General features: G+C 56.9%; 13 protein-coding genes. 9 read left to right on the top strand and 4 right to left on the bottom strand.

From position 1 onward, the window contains the following. The first annotated feature begins 80 nt into the window (after positions 1-80). Together QGH30_05035 and QGH30_05030 are read left to right on the top strand one after the other, a co-directional pair. A complete protein-coding gene (locus tag QGH30_05035) occupies positions 81-860 on the top strand; it encodes a hypothetical protein (protein ID MDP7021700.1) in 780 nt (259 codons plus the stop codon). Beyond that, positions 848-2,134 carry a T9SS type A sorting domain-containing protein gene (locus QGH30_05030; protein ID MDP7021699.1) on the top strand — a complete coding sequence of 429 codons (1,287 nt, stop codon included), beginning with the start codon at positions 848-850 and terminating at the stop codon, positions 2,132-2,134. Before QGH30_05035 ends, QGH30_05030 begins: the two co-directional genes overlap by 13 nt. Here the strand turns inward: QGH30_05030 and QGH30_05025 are convergent. Continuing rightward, a complete protein-coding gene (locus tag QGH30_05025) occupies positions 2,131-2,271 on the bottom strand; it encodes a hypothetical protein (GenBank protein ID MDP7021698.1) in 141 nt (46 codons plus the stop codon). The two genes, QGH30_05030 and QGH30_05025, sit on opposite strands and share 4 nt — an antisense overlap. Before the next feature lie 382 nt (positions 2,272-2,653). Between QGH30_05025 and QGH30_05020 the strand changes: the two genes are divergently transcribed. The 7 genes from QGH30_05020 (at position 2,654) to QGH30_04990 (ending at position 14,135) form a co-directional block, all read left to right on the top strand. After that, the gene (locus tag QGH30_05020) at positions 2,654-4,447 is read left to right on the top strand and encodes a T9SS type A sorting domain-containing protein (protein ID MDP7021697.1); all 1,794 of its coding nucleotides are present in this window, start codon (positions 2,654-2,656) and stop codon (positions 4,445-4,447) included. Positions 4,448-4,456: 9 nt separating this feature from the next. Continuing rightward, complete coding sequence (locus QGH30_05015; protein ID MDP7021696.1) at positions 4,457-6,103, top strand: PhoPQ-activated protein PqaA family protein; 1,647 nt, start codon at positions 4,457-4,459, stop codon at positions 6,101-6,103. Between the two features lie 510 nt (positions 6,104-6,613). Further along, the gene (locus QGH30_05010; protein MDP7021695.1) at positions 6,614-8,830 is read left to right on the top strand and encodes a hypothetical protein; all 2,217 of its coding nucleotides are present in this window, start codon (positions 6,614-6,616) and stop codon (positions 8,828-8,830) included. A gap of 35 nt (positions 8,831-8,865) precedes the next feature. Beyond that, positions 8,866-10,299 carry a glycosyltransferase family 2 protein gene (locus QGH30_05005; protein MDP7021694.1) on the top strand — a complete coding sequence of 478 codons (1,434 nt, stop codon included), beginning with the start codon at positions 8,866-8,868 and terminating at the stop codon, positions 10,297-10,299. Positions 10,300-10,365: 66 nt separating this feature from the next. Further along, the gene (locus QGH30_05000) at positions 10,366-11,421 is read left to right on the top strand and encodes a glycosyl hydrolase family 18 protein (protein MDP7021693.1); all 1,056 of its coding nucleotides are present in this window, start codon (positions 10,366-10,368) and stop codon (positions 11,419-11,421) included. 61 nt (positions 11,422-11,482) lie between these two features. Next, positions 11,483-13,108 (top strand): TolC family protein, encoded by a 1,626-nt coding sequence (locus QGH30_04995; GenBank protein ID MDP7021692.1) that lies wholly within the window; start codon positions 11,483-11,485, stop codon positions 13,106-13,108. A gap of 10 nt (positions 13,109-13,118) precedes the next feature. Continuing rightward, a complete protein-coding gene (locus QGH30_04990) occupies positions 13,119-14,135 on the top strand; it encodes a hypothetical protein (GenBank protein ID MDP7021691.1) in 1,017 nt (338 codons plus the stop codon). On the opposite strand, the gene QGH30_04985 is transcribed toward QGH30_04990, so the two are convergent. The 3 genes from QGH30_04985 to QGH30_04975 all read right to left on the bottom strand — a co-directional run bounded on the left by QGH30_04985 (position 14,132) and on the right by QGH30_04975 (position 16,997). Then, on the bottom strand, positions 14,132-14,764 hold the full coding sequence (locus QGH30_04985) for a response regulator transcription factor (GenBank protein MDP7021690.1): 633 nt from the start codon (positions 14,762-14,764) through the stop codon (positions 14,132-14,134). The genes QGH30_04990 and QGH30_04985 overlap by 4 nt on opposite strands. A 275-nt stretch (positions 14,765-15,039) precedes the next feature. Further along, complete coding sequence (locus tag QGH30_04980) at positions 15,040-15,645, bottom strand: hypothetical protein (GenBank protein MDP7021689.1); 606 nt, start codon at positions 15,643-15,645, stop codon at positions 15,040-15,042. Continuing rightward, positions 15,642-16,997: a hypothetical protein gene (locus QGH30_04975; protein ID MDP7021688.1), complete on the bottom strand. Its 1,356-nt coding sequence runs from the start codon at positions 16,995-16,997 to the stop codon at positions 15,642-15,644. The genes QGH30_04980 and QGH30_04975 overlap by 4 nt, the downstream gene beginning before the upstream one ends. Between the last annotated feature and the right edge of the window lie 14 nt (positions 16,998-17,011).

Genomic DNA, 17,011 nt, shown 5'->3' with positions numbered 1-17,011 from the left:
TCCCTCGGAGGAAGCTGTCATACTTATCAAGGATCAAAACGCACCTGGCGAATCTGCATCCTGACCCGAAAGGGGTACCCATGAAGTACCGTCTTTCAATTCTTCTTCTCTGCATCCTTGTCCTTCAAGCCCTGTCCGTTGAACTCCTTCTCGGTTTGACCGATTCTGGAGAACTGCTTCTTCTGGACCCGGTGACAGGAACGGGGGAGCACTTTGCGCAGATGCCCTACAGCAACTGCGAGGCTCTTGCCTCTGATCCCGAAGGCCATCTCTATGCTATTGTCGAGGGCGATGACCTTGCCCGCTTCGATCCCGATACCGGCAATTCCTGGATCGAGGGAGACACGGGCAGTTACTGTCCCGTGGAAGCTCTGGCCTGGGGGCCCGGTGGTCTCTTTGCAAGCGCCGACCTGTCCTGCGAGGGAACTTCGGAACTCCTGATCAGCATCGATCCCAACACGGGAAGTGGAACCACGATTGGTCCCTATAGCGAAGGATGGGCGGATGTCGATGGTCTGAGCTTCACCCCTGAAGGGCTCTTGCTTGGCAGTGTTACCGGTCCAACGGCAGCGAACTGTGCTTTTATCATGATCGATCCGAATACGGCCCAGACTCTCTATCTGTCTACGCTGGGAGTGCCTCTGGTAGGACTGGACTATTCCCAGGAGGGTCTCCTCTTTGGGATCTCCCGTCCGCTTGATCAAGCCTCCCCCCAGATTCTTGTCACAATCGATCCTGCAACCGGGCTTCTCAGCGAGGTCGGACCCGTGGGATACGAGGGTCTCGTGGGCCTTGCCTTCATGACGATTCCGACGGCCAGCGAGGACTGTAGCTGGAGCATGCTGAAGTGGCGATACTAGGACGGCTTGTTCTTCCCTGTCTTGTCACTCTTCTTCTGGCTCCCATGTCCGCCCCTGCTCTTGATCTCTACTCCTGGGAGTACTTGTCCATGCAGGGGATTCATGCCACCTGCATTGAGGTCGACCCGACGCAGCCCCGGGTTTTTGTCGGAACCTATGAGGGGTTCCACTATCTGGATCAGGAAACGGGCACCTGGACAGAATGGGATGAAGAGGGCTGGATCGGCCGTAGCGTCTATGCCATCGGGCTGCATCCAGAATTCCCGGAACGGGTGATCACAGGCCGGATGAACGCCTGGTTCAAGGGCTATCTGGAAATCAGCGAGGATTTGGGCGCCACTTCATGGATTACCTACGATAGCGATGGCGGCTGGGTAACGGGTCTCCTCTATGGATCCTCGAAATACTATGCCTGCACCTGGTCCGATATCTCCCCCGGCGAGTTTCTTCGCTCCGGTGACGGAGGGGAGACATGGGAGCTTCTCCTTGGGCACGGTCATTATACGATGACCTCACTCGACGAAGACAACGGGCTCCTCTACCTGTCCGGCGATGCAGGCGTGGTCCGTTCCTGGGACGAAGGGGAGACCTGGGAGTCCATTTCCGGCGACCTTCCCCCGGGCTATGGCGTCTACGATGTTCATTGCGCCTTCCCCGGGGGTGATGCCTTCCCGGAACATTGCCTGTTTGCGAGTCTGGACACGGGAGTGTACCGGAGTTTTTCGTCTGGCAATTGGGAGCCGGTTCTTGATCATGCTTGCAGGGAACTGATTTCGATTCCGCGAGGAAGTTCCTGGCTTTCCCCTTCCGATTTTCTCGTCGCGGTCACTTTCTCCGGGCAGGTATTCCTGTCAGGGAACCTGGGAGAGAGTTGGGATGACTTCACGATGGACCTCCCGGGGCAGGCGATTGACGCCTCCTGGTCTTCTCTGGATCAGTCTCTCTATGTTGCCACGGCAAGCCAGGGCACCTTCCGTCTATCCGGTTTGATCACGCCGAGCCCGGATCCTGCGGCCAGCATCACTTTGCAGGCCTGGCCCAATCCCTTCAATCCGCTCACGAGAATCTCCTACTCCATGCCCGGGGAAGAGCCATTCAGCCTGGATATCTACGATGCTGAAGGTCGCCATGTTTGCAATCTCTTCCGGGGATTGGCTTCCCGGGGACAGGGTATCATCGACTGGAAGCCGCAGGGTCTGGCCAGCGGGGTTTATCTGGCGAGGATCAAGAGCCGGGAGAGAAGCAGAAGCCTGAAGCTACTTCTTGTCCGCTAGCGGGGATGGCGGCAGTAGAAGGCCGCGTCGTCTTTTTCAATCTGAATCTGTCCAAGGCGGTCCAGACACTCCCGCGCTTTCTCGACCATGCCGAGAGGAAGATCTCCCGCCTGACTCCCTTCCTGGAGCGGAGGCATTTTGAAGCGAAGATAGGCGAGAAGTTCTTCCAGATTCCCGAGTAGAAGCGGAGAGTGTTGGGATAGTCAATCCGGTGGACTTCGCGGAAGTGCTTCTTCAGTTTCTTCTCCCCGTTTTCAGAGGAAAAGCGATCCAGAAGCCCGAAGAGAGAGGTTTGCTTTTCCGAAAGCCCGAGGCATTCCATCAGGCTGTGAAAGCTCTGCGGGCTGTGAACGAGAGCGTGGAAGGCTCACTGTGTGCAATAATGCACCCCTGCACCTCCACAGGGAGATTCTAGACTCCAGGGTCGGAAAGTCAAGTTTGGGGAACGCGAATCCTTCCTTCTTGCTCGGTTTTGCGTTACAATCTGTACCTATTTATCAGGAGGATCCCATGCGTTCAATGAGCCAAGTCTTTTGTCTGATTTCCCTTTTCTTCCTTCTTTCCCTGCCTGCCAACTCCGCAGACCGCACCGACCCGGCCGGGGGAACGGGGGGAGGTCCGATTCTGGGTGAATTGCAGGTGACAGTGGTGGATGCCCTGAGTGGCGATCCCGTCCCCAGTGCCTTTGTCATGTTTGGTTCCGGCCCCGGAATTCCCTTACCCAACAATTATGGAACGACGGATGCGGCCGGCGAGATTGTGTTCACGGACCCGGTCCTCAGTGGGCCACTCACGGTGACGGCTGGCATGGCCGGCTACCGCTTTGTTTCCCTCTTGTCCCTTGATGCTGCCGAACTGGTGATTCCAATTGCCCCTGTTGCGATTGCCCAGGAAACATTCCAGGTGGGTGACAATGTCTCGGGAATCGATGTGGACAACGGTACCTGGAACTTTGGGGACGGCTATCTGGATCTCGCTTTTGTGCTCACTACCCTGAGCCTCGAGGGTCTGATGAATTTCGACATCGACAATCTCATGGGGCCCATGGAGACCATTGAAGTAATCGGAAACACTTTTGAGATCCCCTCGAATATCTACATCCCCAGCCAGTACGAGATCTTCATCGAAATCGTGAAAGACCACTATTACCTCTATCTGCCCGAAGGCCAGTACACCCTCGGAGCAATGTCCGGCCGCATCGACATCGGGATCCTTCTGGACGGCGGCGAGATTCAGGACATCATCAGCAACCTCAACTGGCGCGAGATCGACATTCTGGATGTGACGGTCACGGGCAACACTTCTTCTGCAGACCTCAGTGTGGGACCGGACCTGAACACCACGGCCCATATCAATCTCGACAATCTCCCGGAAGGTTCCCAGGCCTTTTGCATCTCTGCGGGCGATCTGGATGGGCTCAATGGCAGCGGACGCCTGGTTCCCCTGGGTCTGGACATGATGACCTGTGCCGCCGGTTCGGGAGGATGCGGGGGGACTGCCTCGCTCACTACGACAGCTGCCAGCGGTGAGTTCTCCGGCATGGGATACCACCCTCTGGTTGCCGTGTCGGTGGAAGGAACCGATGAGGTGCTGGTTCTCGTGGACCGGGAAGATCACCCGCGCGACTACACGGTGAACATGGGTGATTTCTTCTCCTCGCTGGATCTTTCGAGCATTCCCGGACAGGTGGCCTGGAACGACGTGGAGAATGCTTCCAATGGCTCTCCTCCTGTGGACATGCACATTGCGAGAATCATGGATAACACGGAGGAGGAGATCTATTGGGAGTTCTGGATTCCCGGAGATGTCGGGGAAGTCAGTTTCCCCTTCCTGCCTGCAGAAGCTCCCGCGGGACCGGCTCAGGGGGGAGACTATCGATGGGGCCATGCCTCCTTTGGCCTGACTTACAACTCCTCCGGCTTCGACTTCAATGACTTTGCCTTCACCGACCTCTACGATCATGGAAGTCACATGTCCATTGACGAACTGGCCTTTGTCTTCGAGAGTTCAGCGACCGCTGCCGAAGATGTTCCCGGGCTCTTTGCCCTGCGCGGGAACTGGCCGAACCCCTTCAACCCCAAGACCACGATTCGCTTTGAACTGCAGTCGGCAGGGCCGGGAGAATTGGCCGTCTACGACATTTCGGGACGCAAGGTTGCGAGTCTTGCCAGCGGCGAATTCGCAAAGGGTGCGCATGAGGTCCCTTGGAACGGCTGCGATGATGCGGGGCGCCTGCAAACGAGCGGCGTTTATCTGGCGCGTCTTCAGGTGGATGGGGAAGTGCAGAGTCACCGTATGCTCCTGATCAAGTAGGAGGGGGAAATGCTTCGCTGCGGGATTGTCCTCTTGTGGATTCTTTCCTCTTTGGCCGGAGCCACGGCTCTCGATGACTTCGTCTATGCTCCCGATCCGGATTTCCAGTGGTGGATTGAGGAGGAGATCCAGGAAGACGGCTACCGGATTGCCCGTATGAAGATGATCTCCGGCCAGTGGCGAGTTGCTTCGGAACTGGACGAGACGCATTGGGTGCATGACATCAATGTCTATGTGCCGGATGTCATTCTTCAGGATACGGGTCTTCTGATCGTAGCGGGCGGGAGCAGCAGTTCTGACCCGGCTGACCCGGATGCGGACATGATCTCCGGACTGATGGCCTCTTCCACGGGCTCCGTGGTCGCCGGGATCATGCAGGTGCCCTATCAGCCGATCACCTTTGCCGACGAGGACTTTGAGCGATATGAGGATGCCCTGATTGCCTATTCCTGGGCGAAGTTTCTGTCAGACAGCAGCGATGTGACCTGGCCAGCTCAACTTCCCATGACCCGCGCAGCAGTGCGAGCGATGGATGCCGTGCAGGAGTATGTTTCCAATCTGTCTCCTGCGACTCCTCTGGAGAACTTCTGTGTAGCCGGCGGTTCGAAGCGGGGCTGGACGACCTGGCTTACGGCGGCCGTGGAGTCGGGACCGCAGGGACAGGGCCGCGTTTCTGCGATTATTCCCATTGTCATTGATTGCCTGAATGTACAGGAGTCATTCGAGCATCACTTTGATGTCTATGGCTTCTGGGCCCCCGCCGTTCATGACTATGTAGAAGCCGGGGTGATGGACTATCTGGATACGCCGGAAGGCGATGCTCTCTTTCATCTGGTGGATCCCTTCGTCTACCGGGACCGATGTACCATGAACAAGATCATCTTCAATTCCACCGGAGACCAGTTTTTCCTTCCGGACTCCTGGCAGTTCTATTATGAGGATCTTCCCGGGCCGAAATACCTGCGCTATGTCCCCAATACGGATCATTCCATGAGCCAGCTCTCCGTGGATGTGGTGGCGGAAGTTCTCGGACTCTATGTCACTCTTCTGGCGGACGAACCCTTTCCGGACTACAGCTGGAGTATCAGCGATGAAAGGAGAATTCGTCTGGAGACTTCCGAACCGGGGGTTCAGGTGAGACTCTGGGAGGCTGTGAATCCCCAGAACCGGGACTTCCGTTACGATGTGATCGGCCCTGCCTATATGGATAGTCCGGTGACGGACCAGGGAGGGGGCATCTTTGAGGTTCTCGTCGATCGCCCGACAGAGGGCTGGAAGGCCTTCTTCCTGGAGGCAGAGTTTTCCGGCACCATGACACTCAGTACCGGGGTTTACGTGATCGGCGACGGGACTTCCTCCGGATCCGGGGACTTCCCCCTTCAGGCGGTGGCTTTGGAGGCCTGGCCCAATCCCTTCAATCCCCGGGTGCGCTTGCACTTCGAGTTGAAATCACGGGATTTTGTCAGTCTCAGGATCCACGATTCCCGGGGACGTTTGCTCTCGGTTCTCGCGGAAGGGGAACTGGCCAGCGGTCCCCACGATCGGGACTGGAATGGTCATGACGCAGCGGGTCGAGGCCTCCCGAGCGGTGTATACTTGGCAATACTGTCCACCTCTTCCGGTGTGGACACGCACAAACTTCTGCTATTGCGATAGATACAAACTTGTTGCCCTGGCATTTCCTTCTGAAATCCCTTGTAAGACAAGGGATTTTCCTTTGTGGAGGCAGTCCTACGGACAATGAGGTTCGATAAGGAAGATCTGGGCACAGCATCTCGGAACAGGCCTTGCTGATGTCAACATTGCTTGAGCTTAGCGCAGAATCTATAGGACAATGCCTACAAATTGGCCTGTAGGAATCCTACGCCAGATTTGGTCTTTTGCTGACTACAATGGATTGGAGATTCCTGCTAGAATTAGGGTCCCATAGATTGATACAGGATGGGTTCATAAGTTCCGGGTCGGGCCGGGACGAACCTCCAATGTTTCCTGCATCCGTTGCTTTGTCATCATTTTGGAGGATTTAGTATGGGACATATCGTGTCTCTGCTGGTATTTGTTGCTTTGCTCCCCGCTGTTGCATTGGCGAGAGCTCAGGCCTATTCCGGTGCTTCTGGACTTTTCAGCTCAATCTCCCTTCCCAAGGCTATTGGACGACCCGAGTTCATGGGCCCACTTCTGGTGGGGGCCGTGGTGGGTCTGGTCGTCTTTGCGGTCAGCTATGCCCTTCGGGTTGTGCTGTTCCGTCACAGTCGTGCCCGTGATCTGGAAGTTGCCCAGGGGCTTCCCCTGCGCATTCGTGCGCTGGTGGGCTTTGGCATTATCCTCCTGGTCGCCTTTGCCTTTATTGAGCGAGGAGATACGGGCAGTTTCCATGCGGAGGGTATGATTCGCGGAGACCAACTCTTCAGCGTCATGCCCCGGACTGGCCTCTTTCCCCAATATCCCACGATGGATGGTGATATTCCCCTGGGCGGAGCGGTGGTCAAGTTCATCCGGGTGGATGACATCAATGCCGAGATCGAGAAAGCCAAGCTGGAAATGGAGATCCTCACTGAAGAGGCTTCCCTTCTTGCCACACAGGCTCTGGAGGCTTCTCCCTCGGTTCTCAGAACCTACGAAACGGCTCGGCGCGCACTCAGCGAACTGGACAGCCGGGAGCAGTCCATCGCCGATGGCCGGGCAGAGCTTACCCGTCAGATGAATGCAGCCCGTATCGCAAGGGACTCCCGCGACAACCGGCAGAACAAGGAACTCCGGAGCATTGACCAGGAGATCAAGTCTGTCCGTGTGAAAATGAAGCATTCTGACAAGTCCTTCCGCACCGGGAACGAGTTGTTCGAGCAGGGCCTTCTCAGCAGGATGGAACTGGACGAACGCAAGGAAGCCATGGAGCTTCTCAAGAGCTCTCTTGTGGAGTTACGTGAGCGGCAGAGGCTGATCGAAGAGGAAATGACCGCCCTCACCGAACTGGATTCCGCCGACAACACGGCCTTTGAGCAGCAGATCCAGATGCGAATCGACATTGCAATACGGATTGAGGAAGATCGGGAACCCCTGGAGCAGGCTTTTGCAGATGCCCAGGCCGCTCTGGCAGAGGATCTGGTAAGAGCTCGCAGGATTCGCGACAAGCGCTTGAGGAAGATTCGTAGCAAGATTCGGGATTACGCCCTTTTCCTGGAAGATCCCAGCCATGCTGTGGTTGTGAGCGCTCCCTGGGCCGGCAAGGTAGGATTCCGGGAAGCCAGTCCGATGAGCCTGACTCCCGGGCAGGGTCCCCTTCTGGTCATGTACCAGCCGAACCAGATCTGGACCCGGGTCCTTCTGGAAGAAGCCGCTCTCCGGGATATGGATCTGGAGCGGATGGATATTCAACTGAGCTGGAATGACAAAGTTACAGGCCGTGAATATGAGTTCGATGGCCGGCTTCTCGGCAAGGAAGAACCCAAAAACGGTTTCGTGGTGCTCCGTCTTGCCTGCGACCCGCCGCCTCCTGCGATTCGATCGATCGCAACAGGCAAGCCGGTACCGGCTCTGGTGACCCTGTCTCCGCAATCGCTGGCGGTTGACCAGAACATCACTGTTCCCCTGGGTCTGACTCTGGGCGCAGCCCTTCTCATCTTCCCCGGCTTCGGTCGCCGTCGCAAGAGCAAGGATCCGGATCCGGTGGCTCCTGAGACAATGCAGGTACCGGAAAATGGAGACGATCAAAGCAGCCGCGTGCAGAAGGTTCTTCAGTTGGTCAGCCGCAATGAGACTTCCTCTCGGGAGGCCGTGGTGACCCTGGGCGACCCGGACTCTCTCCCCAGGGATACGGAGATCCCCCGGGAAGATCAGTATGTGGAATATGTCCCGAACCGGGGCCTGATGACCCGCAACTACACGTCCGAAGAGAAGGCTGCGGCGGGGACTGTGGAAACTCCCTCCATTCAGAATGGCAAGGGGAATTCCAGTGGCAATGGAAACGGCAATTCAGCCGCCTCCCCCCGGAAACTGGGCGCGGAACTCCATTCCTCGATTACGATGGACCAGGTGGACGAGATGCTCTTGCACCGGGTTCGCAATGCTCTGAGCCAGGGACACACCGCCGCCCTTCTTGCGATTGACTTCGGGGATCCTCTTCCTGCGCATTCTATTTACAATGCAGGACTTGGGTTTCTGGCACGGTCCTTGGAGGGGGAGACTGAAATAGAAGCACTGAGGGAAACGGCGTCGCTGCTATCTTCCTACCTGAAGATCCTGGATCTGGTTGGTGCAGATCGCATTGGAGAGGATCTCGGGAAACTTCGCATGGATGCGGAAGCTGCCCTCAGGGTGGCCGCTCGGCAGCGTCAGTGCCCGGATGAGGAAATCCAGGCCATGCTCAAGGGACTTCATCATTGAGCAATCGGCATTGACCGGGCAACAGAAGGACTAGAATGGCGGATACGAAAGTAACGACTCCCCCGAAGGCAGGACTGGAAACTCTCCTGCCAAAGAGAGGCCGGGTTTCCCCGGCTCTCTTTGTCCTTTTGGGCTTCCTCGGAGTTGTGATTCTGGGCTCTGCCCAGATCTACTACTTTACCCGCCTCGATCCGACGGCCAGCGGGATGACCCGCGGCATTTACATGCTGACCGTGGTTTTCTCCACCTCGGTTCTCTTTTTTGCGACCGTGTCGGGGATCCGCTACTTCCTGATGATGCTGGCCGCCTATCTCGGCTGGAACCGTGCCCAGGCGCGTCGCTTGTCCTCCATGGATTACTGGCCCCGGGTTTCGGTGCTGGTCCCCGCCTACAACGAATCCACTCGTGTGCTTCATGCCCTGGAATCTGTTCTTCAGGTGGACTACCACGATCTCGAGATCGTGGTCATCGATGACGGTTCCACGGATGACACCTTTGATCTGGCCTGCGCCTTCGCAGGCGAGCATGAGGGCAAGACGGTTCGCGTTCTCAAGAAAGCCAATGCCAAGAAGTCCAGCGCATTGAACCTCGGTTTTCACAAGTGCACCGGGGAACTGATCATGTGTGTGGACGCCGACTCCATCCTTGATGTGAACAGCGTGAAGGCCATGGTCCGGAATTTCGCTGACCCCGAGCTTGGGGGAGTGGCCGGTCAGGTGAGAGTGCGAAATCGCGGGAACATGATTACCCGCCTTCAGGCCCTCGAATACACGATGATGAACGGAATGCCCCGCATGGCGCAGAGCTTCTTTGCGTCGGTCCTGATTTCTCCCGGGCCGGTCTCCATGTTCCGCCGATCCGCCCTGAATGATGTCTGGAAGGCCTCCAAGAAATACGGCGACCGTTATGAGTCCTCGAATCCGGCTCGAGTGGACGGACCCTGGGAAGACGACACCTTTGCCGAGGATGCCGACTTGACGCTCAATGTCCTGCTCACCGGCTCCGGCGTGATTTACGACTCAGAAGCCATCAGTTACACGGCGGCTCCGACCTGGACCTTCGATCTCCTCAACCAGCGGTATCGCTGGTTCCGCGGCAATCTGCAGGCGGTCCGCAAGGTGTGGAGACGCTGGAGGAAGAGTCCGGGAGCGCCTTCGAAACTGGCCCTCTGGATGGGCTTCTTTCTGGTGGAAGCGATCCTCTGGCCCTTTGTCAACATGTACGGAATGTTCATGTTTGTCCTGCTGATCCTGACGACCGGCATGGTGGCCAACACGATTCTGATCACATTCTGCCTTCTCTTCCTGATTGACCTGAATGCGGCAGCATTTTCCATCTCTGTGGAGAACGAGGACAGGAAGCTTGCCATCCTGTCACCCATTTTGAGGATTTTCTACATGACCCTCCTCGATGTGAACTCTTTCTTCGCGCTCCTCGATGAGTTCAGGCACAAGAAGATGACTTGGTAGGGAATGAGTGGTGAGAGGAAAATTCACACCCTGAGTTTGCTCAGGGCGATGTTTTTAGGAGCCTGGTTGCTCCTCCCGACGCAGGTCCTTTTGGCGGACTTCGGCGAGTTTGAAGACGGTTCGGACAAATCGCATCATCAGCCGGGGTCCGCCATTTCTTTCAAGAGTTCCTCCCCTGCTGTGTTCGGCTATGTGGAGACTCTTTACGGAGACCTGAGTGCCGGGAAGATCGACTATCGCCCCTATACCCACATTGTGGACTGCTTCCTGATCCCCGATTCCTGGGGAAACACGGAGTCTGCGCATGGCCTTCCCCGAAAGAGCCTGATTGAAGCGGCTCACAGTGCGGGCTGTCGCGTTCTCCTTTCTCTGGGCGGAGGGTCGGTGTCGGGTGAAGTTTTCAGTGACATCGTCGCCAGGAAGCGGACCCGGGATCGCTTTGTCCGCGAGATCTGTGATCTGGCGGCATCGGCCGGCTACGATGGCCTTGACATCGACTGGGAATTTCCCCGGGGAGAAGAGCGTCATCGCTTCGTAACCCTGGTGAAGGCCTTTCGTGAGGAAATCGACCGGGGAGTCTGGAGGGATGCCTCCGGAGGCCGACCTCTTTTGACGATTGGCATCAGCCCGGGCTACTGGCTGCGGGGTTATGACTTCGAGGCCCTCGATCCGATGATCGACTATGGTCTTCTCTTCGGATACGACCACCGCAACCCGGCGCTGGGCCCCTGGATGCACTGGAAGGACCTCTGGCCGGAAGGGGAAGAAACCCCGATTGAAGGCTCGGTGAGCGGAGTGGCAGCAGAATTGCTGCAACGGGGATTGAGCCGGAGCAAGTTGGTCATCGGCTTTCCCTTCTATTCCAGTGCCGGGAAGCCCTGGATTCACATTCGAGACAAGGTGAAGGAGTCCAATGCTCCGCTGCACCCTCTCTATCTGGAAAAGAAGGTGGATGGGCAGTGGGTGACCGACGAAGAAGGCCTTCGGGAGAAAGTCAGTTCTGCCCTGAATGGACACGATGTCCAGGGGGGGGCTGTTGCCGGGGTGGCGGTATGGCAGATCGGCCATCAGGGCTTGAAACAGGATTTGAGCGAGGCATTGCTTGACGCGCTCGCATATTAGGATCAGGATTCCGAAAATAGGGAATCCTGATAATGGCACATTTCACTCAATGGAGTGTCCGATGAGTCAGTCAAACGCTCGTTTTTTCAAGGCAGTGGTTCTTGGCTTTGTCCTTGTCCTGCCTGTCGCATCCGCTCTGGCCCTGGAATTGGACCTGGGGGGAGACATGCTGCAGTCCAAGCCACAGATGCCCTCCTTTCAGGGAGTAATGCAGGGTGGAATGGGGGACCACTGGAAGTCCGCCAAGACCGAGGTCTATCCTGACAACCGCCAGAGCCTTTCTCTGGGACTTCGGGACGCAATCTCCCTCGGGCTTCGGAACAATCCCACACTGCGCTCCATCTGGTATGCCGGAGAGGCAGAAGCGACCGATGTGGAAGCCAGCAATGCGCGTTTTTCCTGGCAGCTGAGTGGAAAGGCGGAGGCAAACCCCGGCAACAACCGTCTGATCTATGCGAGGGAAGCCGTGGCCCTGAATCTGGCGAAGCGCTTCCCCACGGGTACTCTCCTCTATGCGCGCCATGCCATCGAGCATGGGCCCGACCAGGTCTTCAATTACGGAAGCAGCGCTTACTATGAGGATCTCAGTCGCCAACGGATGACCCTTCGCGTGGTCCAGCCAGTGCAGCGGAATCTGGGAACCGCGAACAATCTGGCCCCCGGCCGCATTGAGCTGGAGGAATTCAGTTCCACGGTTTCCACCTACCGCCACACGGCAGACTATCTGGCCTATGAAATTGAAGAAGCCTACTGGCGCCTCTATGGCTATCAGGAAACTCTCAAGGCCAGTCATGCTTCGCTGGAAAGTGCCCGGCAGCTCTTTGAGCTGACCAGCCTTCGTTTCAAGTCCGGGGAGATCTCCCAGATGGAGCTTCTGGTTTCCGAGGCGGGAGTTGCCGCCCGTCGTGAGGATATCATCCTCGGCAAGATTCGGGTGGAACAGGCCCGCGACAAGTTGCTCGGCCTTCTCCTTGACGAGAATTCGCCCTCCCGACTTTCCTCCATTGTCGAACTCAAGGATGAGCCGATTCTGAAAGTTGATATTCCGCCTTACCTGCCGCCGCTCGAGGAGGTTCTTTCCTCCCGGCAGGATTACTTGCGGGTTCGCCACGATATCGCTGCCAATGAGTTCAATATCGTCAAGGCGAAGAACAACATGAAACCGGGCCTCTATGTAACCGGCGAGATCAGTTACACGAGTATCGGGGGCACACTGAATTACAGCGGCGATCCCTACTCCGAGGATCCGATTGTCCCGCCCTCTGCCTATGAGGGGGGGGTGGAACTCTTCGTCGGAGTGGAAGCCGACCTCCACTTCCCCAACAGTGCCCAGCGGGCAGACTACTACCGGGCAAACCACAAGTTGATGGAAAGCCGGGAACACCTGCGTGCCGTGGAGATGCGCATCATCACGGAAATGAGAGAAGCGAAACTGGTGCTGGAATCCTGCCACGAGAGGATCCAGGTGACCCGCGCTTCCAGAGATCTTGCAGAAAAGCAACTGGCCGGAGAGCGGAAACGACTGGATCTGGGGCAGACCAGCAACCATGCCGTCCTGCTCTTTGAGGATCAGTTGACCCAGTCCAGAACCCGTGAGATCGAGGCGGTCGTGGACCTGCAGATCGCCATGGCCCAGTTGAGGAAGGCTTCGGGTTCGGGCCTGGAGCACTTCGGACTGTCCTTCTAGGAGGCCGCCCATGAGGGGCCCTTGCGCTGGATATTTCCGCAGCCGGTTTCTTTGCCTGCTCCTCCTCCTGCTCTTTTCCTTTCCCCTGCTTCATTGCGGAACGGACTTCCATGTCTATCTCCCTCCGGGGACGATTGGACCCGGACCCATGGTCACCCTGAACCGCAATGGCTTTCAACTGACTTTTATCAACACCTTCTTTTGCTGTGAGGATGCAGACGGGAACGAACTCTCCCGCATCGAACTGGTGGAGAACCCCATGCATCATGTCGAGGGGGGGCTTCTCTTCCCCGAGGCCTATGGTCCCGGGATCGATCTTGAGCTCGATACTCTTGATGGCAGTTTCCAGCAACTCTTCCACCTGAGCGAACTGCCCGCCCTGCCGGAGGGCTGTGAGATGCTGGTCTTCGAGGAGGAAATCGAGTTTAATCCTTCCATGGAAGTTTGGGTCATGGGGGACAGCCTGATGCGCCTTCTTCCCGGCGATAGTCTGGAAGTGGACAACTGGATCAGCCTCCGTGACCGCTACCTTTACGATATCTTTCTCTTCCCCGCTCCTGTGGCCTGGGATATCACCGAAAGAGATCGCGCCTGGATGTCCTATCGCATCGTTCTCGGCGCTCCCGGCACGGCGACACTTTCCACCCTGCTCCCTGCCGAGTGGCTGAGGGCGGGGCGCTACTGGCCGGTTCTCGTGGACCCGAAGGTGCTCTATGCAAGACCCACGGATGTGATGCCCTCCTGGAGCTCTTTTTCTGTGATGCCCGTGACGCCTGGCTCCCGCCGGGTAACCCTTGCGGCGACCTTTTACAAACCCATGGGCTATGGAGTGGAGGTTTCTGTAGACTGGGGCGACGGGGAAAGAGTGGTATACGATACCGAGTTCCCGATCACGCTGCAGCATGACTATCCCGCAGGCCAGGACAGCTTCATCATGCATTGTCAGGTGTCCGATTTGCAGGATATCAGCGCACGCCCGGGGCCGGGAGTTTGCAGGGCAAGGAGACTGGTCAATCTGGGGGACTAGTCGAGCAGTTGATTTTCCAGAGCATAACGCGTTAGAGCGGCGTTGCTGTCCAGCTTGGTCTTGTCCAGAATCCTGCGCCGATAGGTGCTGATCGTCTTGACGCTGAGCATCAGATCCGAAGCGATCTCCGACACTCTTTTCCCGGAGGCCAGCATCTTCATCACGGTGAACTCCCGGTCGGACAATTTCTCATGCGAAGGGCGGCTCGAATTGCCGGTGACTGCCATGAGGATCTGCTCGGCAACTTCCGGGCTGATGTACTTCCCGCCCTGGGCAACCTTTCGCGTTGCCAGAACCAGTTCCTTTGCATCACTTGCTTTCGTGATGTAGCCGGAAGCACCGGCTTTCAGGGCGCGGATGGCGTACTGGTCTTCCGGGTGAGTGCTGAGCACCAGAATCTGGATTTCCTTTCTGGATTCCTTCAGAGGGCGGATGAAATCCAGATTCCTAAATCCGACCGAAGAGATGTCGATGAGCAAGACATCGAATTCCAGATTCTTGCTGATGTTCAGGGCCTCTTGTGCGGAGCTGGCTTCCTCGACAACCTGCAGATCGTGCTCTTCCTCCAGAATCGCACGAAGGCCCTTTCGAACGATGGCGAACTCATCAGCGATCAGGATCCGGGTCATGAGAGGATTCTTCCGCAGGGGGGAATGGGGGAGGTGGCTTCCTTTTTCCTGTCAGACAATGCCCGACAGACAAGAGGGAGTTTATCCCGGCAGTTTCTGGAGTCTTGCGAGTGGCTCATGATGTCCTTCCAATAACACTCTGTCAGAAGCTATTATTATACAGGAGTTTGCAGGGAAAAGCCAGCGGGAAATCTCTGTAGGAAGAAAAGATGTTCCCCGAAATCCTTCAAACAGTTCCATGGGGATTCTGAAGGACTTCGGGGAATGATGTAGGACTAGAAGAAACTCTCCTGCCCCTCGATATGGGCGTGAAGCTGGAGGGCCAGCACTTCGCCCTCCACTTGGCCGGAGCCTCCCTGATACTCGGCCCGGAAGCGGAGACCCAGGAGTGCTTCTTCATGGTTCTGAAAGAGATCCACGAAGGCCTCGCCTCCGAAACTACCTTCCAGAACTTCCGCCTCTCCGCCGGGAGCGATGTCGTGAGAGATTTCAAGAAGGCGGGAGGAGTAATCCCAGAGATGTTCTTCACTTTCTGAGAGATAGACCTCGATCAGAATCTCTAAAGCGACATCCCCGGAAAGCAACTCATCGCTCAGCTCAAAGCGATAGTCAAATTCAAAGACATCCAGATTCACGATGTCCCGAAGCTCTGCGGGAAGAGTGACCGGCTCGTAGTTTTCTTCCGAGACCGGAGGAACCTGATCGACCTGTTCGGGTGGAAGAGCCACGGGGATCTCGAACTCGTAATGGAAAGTGCGGGATTCCTCGTCCATGAAGCTGTCGAGGTCCAGGTTCAGGATGATCCGGTTTCCTCCGCAACTTGCGACGAGAAGCATCAGGGCAAGAGTCGGGATCGCGAGAAGGGTCTTGATCTTGTTCATCGCGTCTCCTTGTAGAGGTTCAGGCTCATGGCGAGGACCAGGCCCTGTTCATCCTGGACGAAGGAATGGCCGGCCAATGCCAGGCTGAGTTCTGCTCTTCCCCGTCTCAATCCAATCCCTCCGCTCGGCTGCCAGTGTCCCTTGTAGTCATTGCGGATTCCCGCACGAAGGGCCAGGGGGCCGAAGCGTTTCTCGCCGCCCAAGTGCGCGCTGGTAAAGGACTCCCTTACCCGGACATCGCCGAGCAGCATCCAGCTGTCCCGGATCAGCGCGGCATTCAGGGTCCAGGAAGGGCTCAGTGGGAAGTCATGGGCTTCATCGCTCGCGAGAGTCTCGGTTTCAAAGTTCAGGCCTCCTCCCCCTTCCTCTTCTTCGCTTTCTGCCAGCCAGCTGCGGCTACTTTCTGACCGGGGAAAATGGACGGAGGCGAAGAGATCCTGTACGCCCAGACCGAGATCCCAGTCTTCGCCACGAAGGACGACTCCCAGATCCAGACCGAAGCCACTGCTGAAGGATCCCGGCAAGGCATGGGAACTGAGTGCTTCCAGGTCCAGGTCCATCGGATTGTCCGAGGAAAAGAGTGTGTCGGCAGTGCTTGCCCGAAGACGAATGTCACTGTCTGCAAAAGCGAGTCCCGTGAGAAGTTTCGGTGCAAAGGCAAGATGTAGCTTCGTCTTTTCATCCAGTTCCATTTCGGCCACGGCTCCGAAGGTCCAACTGAGTCCGCCCATCAGTCGAACATGGGCATCGATTCCATAGACCGAGTTGGCAAGCAGTGGATCGCCCTCTGCCAGAATCCCGTAGAAGGCATCATCCAGTTGGGTTTCCAGCGATGCGTACATGAGCGGAGCCAGACGCAGGCGGTAGGAGCGTGGACTGGACCTGCGTGTCCAGAGGTTCAGGCCGGGATCGCGGAAAGCGGTTTCAAAGCCCAGCGCTTCTTTCGGGATAAAGTGCTTTGCATCCTCCCAGTAAACACTCAGGTGATCCATCCCGAGGTTCAGCACCAGATCTCCATCCAGGGGATCCGGCTCCACAAGAGGAACATGCACCATGCCACTGGCCAGAATGTTCAAGAGAACGATGGGATCGAAGCCCGGATCCTTTGGATCAATGACCGGTGGGTTCCGCAAAAGATTTACTGCGCCCAAGGGCAGAGGCAGGGTGAAATTCCGGTTGGGATCCACGCGGTCCGGCAGAAAAGAATAGGCAAAGTTGTCGGACACCATGGAAGAGGATCGGGGCAGGGATGCTTCTCCCATCGCCATCTCCCGTGCATCCATTGTGAAGGCCGACAGAGCAGCGGGAAGAAGAAGAAAAAGAGAAAGCAGCCATAGGTTTGTTCGAGGCATTAGCAGTCCTTTCA

This window comes from Candidatus Krumholzibacteriia bacterium, from assembly GCA_030748535.1.
Lineage (GTDB): Bacteria > Krumholzibacteriota > Krumholzibacteriia > JACNKJ01 > JACNKJ01 > JASMLU01.
Note: the sequence above shows the minus strand (reverse complement) of the source record. Positions and strands in the feature narration are given on the sequence as shown.